This is a genomic window from Martinezella lusitana, assembly GCF_014207095.1.
In the GTDB taxonomy this organism is placed as follows: Bacteria; Pseudomonadota; Alphaproteobacteria; order Rhizobiales; family Rhizobiaceae; genus Rhizobium; species Rhizobium lusitanum_B.
The window spans coordinates 1-2897 of record NZ_JACHBG010000053.1 but is presented as its reverse complement, the minus strand read 5'-3'; the positions used below and the strand labels follow the sequence as shown (position 1 = coordinate 2897).

The following is a 2897-nucleotide window of genomic DNA, read 5'->3' as shown; positions in this document are numbered from 1 at the left end:
CGTCGTTATCCTCGTTGTTAGCAACGTGGCGATACCGCTCACCTCAGCAAAACATCGCTATCACCGTGACAAAGCAAGGCGGTCCTCGGCGTGGGCATACGAATGAACGGGGCATTGCCATGAACCGCCGCAATGCGCTCTTTGCAGGCCATGATGAAGGCGGACGCAACTGGGCCCAGTTCGCCAGCCTGATTGGCACATGCAAAATGAATGGCGTGGAGCCCTACGCTTATCTGTGGGATCTCTTCACCCGTCTCGCCAATGGCCTCTTGCCAAAGATATCGACGCTCTGATGCCATGGGCTTATGCCGCTCGCATCAAGACCTCACAATGAGCTCGTCAGATACTATCCTGAGCTCATATCCGGCCTTAGGGAACACTATTGAGTCGCTGAAACTGAAAAATCAATGGGGCGTAGACGCCGCACACGGCGGAGCCACAATGCACCTGAGAGTCACAAGCTGCGGGTCTTCACAAGCCACGACAGCGCCAGCACCGCATCGTCGATATCCCTTGCGAGAGCTTTTGACGAGCAAATACGAAATTAATGCGGTCCTCGCCGAATGCGTACTGCATCTCAAAAGCTGCTCGAGCAGATGCTTACAATTGTTCCTGTTCGCCAATGTTCGGAAAAGGTGTAATCGACCAACTGATTAGGTTAACGGCACGCTCAAGTATGATCTCGGTCTGACTGCGACTGGGTGAGGTGGCAATGACGTGTCCAATCGAGTCTCGGTCATCGCTTTTCCTGACGAACGGCGTCTTCGGTTTAAGGTACAGTTCAATCTCGGCGACACCGGGCTCAGCGGCTGCCTGCCTATCGCCATTGATCCAATCGAGGATGCCATCGGTATCAGGAACTAGGAATCGTGCGGCCGCCGTCTGCGAACGTCTTCGGCTCAAATCCCATTTCTCGCCTATGACAAGCTTGATGTGCTGATTGATAAGATCGACACCATAAGCCAGCTGAATCAGCCGAGGAGTGGTCCAACCCGGAAGACGCGGATTGACTTCAATAGCGACTGGACCTCGCTTCGTCCACCGCAATTCAATGTTCGCTGGCCCCCAACCAAGACCGAGAGCTCGTAAGCAGCTTAGTGAAACATCGGCGATGCACTTACATTGACCATCAGTTAGGGGCGCCGGAAAGATGCTCTCACGAACGACGAAATGCGGTGGGCTGCCAAATTTGGCGGTGCCAATTGCAACGACCTCATTCCCCATTGTGTCGACACTATAGTATGGTCCTTGAGCGAACTCTTCGATTAGTATCCCTGGCGAAGATCGCCAGATGTGCTTACCGCCCAGCAGATAAGTCGTGTGTTCAGCCACCTCCGTGATGTTGCGGCATAATCGGACCCCGCTGCTGCCGCTGCCAGTGACTGGCTTAAGTATCACCGGCAGACCAATCTCCTCTGCAGAGCTTTCAACGTCCGTTGCATCCGTTGCCAAGCGGTAGGCAGGTATTGGAACGCCCGCCCGTGCGAGGAGTTGACGTTGAACGAATTTGTCGTAGCACTGTTCAATCGATGCTGGGTCTGGTCCGGGTAGATCGAAATGGCGGCAGAGCCTCCCGACTGTCACATAGACCGATTCATCTCGGCCCGCGAACCCAGTGATGCCCGCGATGTCATAAGTCGCACGTAGCTGGGTACACTCATGAATCATTGCATCGAGATCGCCTGTATCGACACGGATCGCTTGTACCCTTTTTGCCGAAATATAGTCGTACTGAGCTGGGTCAACCGATAGAGTAATTGGTTGAATGCCAAGGCGCTGGGCAGCTTGAATATACAGAGGACCATTACCTCTACTACCTTCAACTAGGATGAGCGCTCTTCTTGCCATTTACGCGGAGCTCCGACGTTGACGCTCTGGATGATCTGAGGGCAAATTGCAAAGTCCCTCTCTCACTCAACGCGTTTCTTCAGTTTATGTGAGCGTATCATTGTCGGCGGGTTGCTTGTGCAAAGATTCTGTAAAACTTTTGAAGGGCCTATGCAGCGTCTATTTGAAGTTGAATCTGTCAAGTTCGTCAAACGAGGCCAAGGTAGTCGGCCGTGAATTATCCGGAAGTAGTTGATGTTTCCGGTACATCGTACGTGTCCCATTAATCGGTGTCGCAAGAAAGCTGTCGCATTGCCTCAGGAACAATGGGAGCCAACAAATGTCGAGACCTAGTGAACGGCGCGAGACGGGAGCAGGATCCGTTCCGGTCTCGTCTTGATCAGATCATTGATCTGAAGCACGACCTTATCTGGTTGGCGCAGACAATCGATTGGCCGTTCTAGAAGAACGATATGGTGAGATTTATTCCGATGGAGCCGGTATGCCGCCACTACCTCGACAGCCTCTCCAGTATTTCTGCGGCGGGACATTCTTCCAACACACATTGCCGTTTCGATCGTTCGTCGCTGATGGCAGCGCAAATGCAGTTTGTCGCATGGCTGGCGCCAACGCATGGGCGAGTAGCGGATAAAGGCGCTTCTGCAGGAGAGCCTCTTGGTGGCGTCAAGACCGGTGCGATGAAGTCGTCGGACACGCGGCAGGCGATCGTCGATACAATAGTCCAAGAACATGATGTTTCCGACCGCCGCCAAGCTCATTGACCGGGCACGGAGCGGCTCGTGTGGCTGGCTCGCAGGGTGGCGCTCGATCTGCGCCAGACGGCTGGGAAAATTCGCCCTGATCCAGCACCAGCGGTATCCCCATGCCAAACAGTTCAAGCGGGCTGGGACGGCGCTGCCCAAGCTAAGGACCTATCTCGGGCGAACGATCCGCGACATCTCACGCCGACGAAGTGTAAGCGCTCATTTCGTTGCGCCTTTTCGCGTTGAATTCTCTGCCGCATGAAGTGTCCACTTAAAATAGGTGGACACCAAATATGAGTGACGAAG

1 protein-coding gene and 2 pseudogenes are annotated in these 2897 nt (G+C 54.0%); 2 read left to right on the top strand and 1 reads right to left on the bottom strand.

The window, feature by feature from the left end; genetic code table 11:
- Positions 1–107: 107 nt before the first annotated feature.
- Positions 108–334 (top strand): annotated as a pseudogene (locus tag GGD46_RS34225) (transposase domain-containing protein); the annotation flags it as partial.
- 266 nt (positions 335–600) lie between these two features.
- Here GGD46_RS34225 and GGD46_RS33480 read toward each other — a convergent pair.
- On the bottom strand, positions 601–1848 hold the full coding sequence (locus GGD46_RS33480; RefSeq protein WP_004126188.1) for an acetyl-CoA carboxylase biotin carboxylase subunit family protein: 1248 nt from the start codon (positions 1846–1848) through the stop codon (positions 601–603).
- A 319-nt stretch (positions 1849–2167) separates the two neighbouring features.
- On the opposite strand from GGD46_RS33480, the pseudogene GGD46_RS33475 reads away from it, so the two are divergent.
- Positions 2168–2793 (top strand): annotated as a pseudogene (locus GGD46_RS33475) (IS5/IS1182 family transposase); the annotation flags it as partial.
- Positions 2794–2897: the final 104 nt, after the last annotated feature.

Excerpts from the sequence above, each read along its gene's own strand:
- GGD46_RS33480 (WP_004126188.1), bottom strand. The coding sequence starts at position 1,848 with ATGGCAAGAAGAGCGCTCATCCTAGTTGAAGGTAGTAGAGGTAATGGT.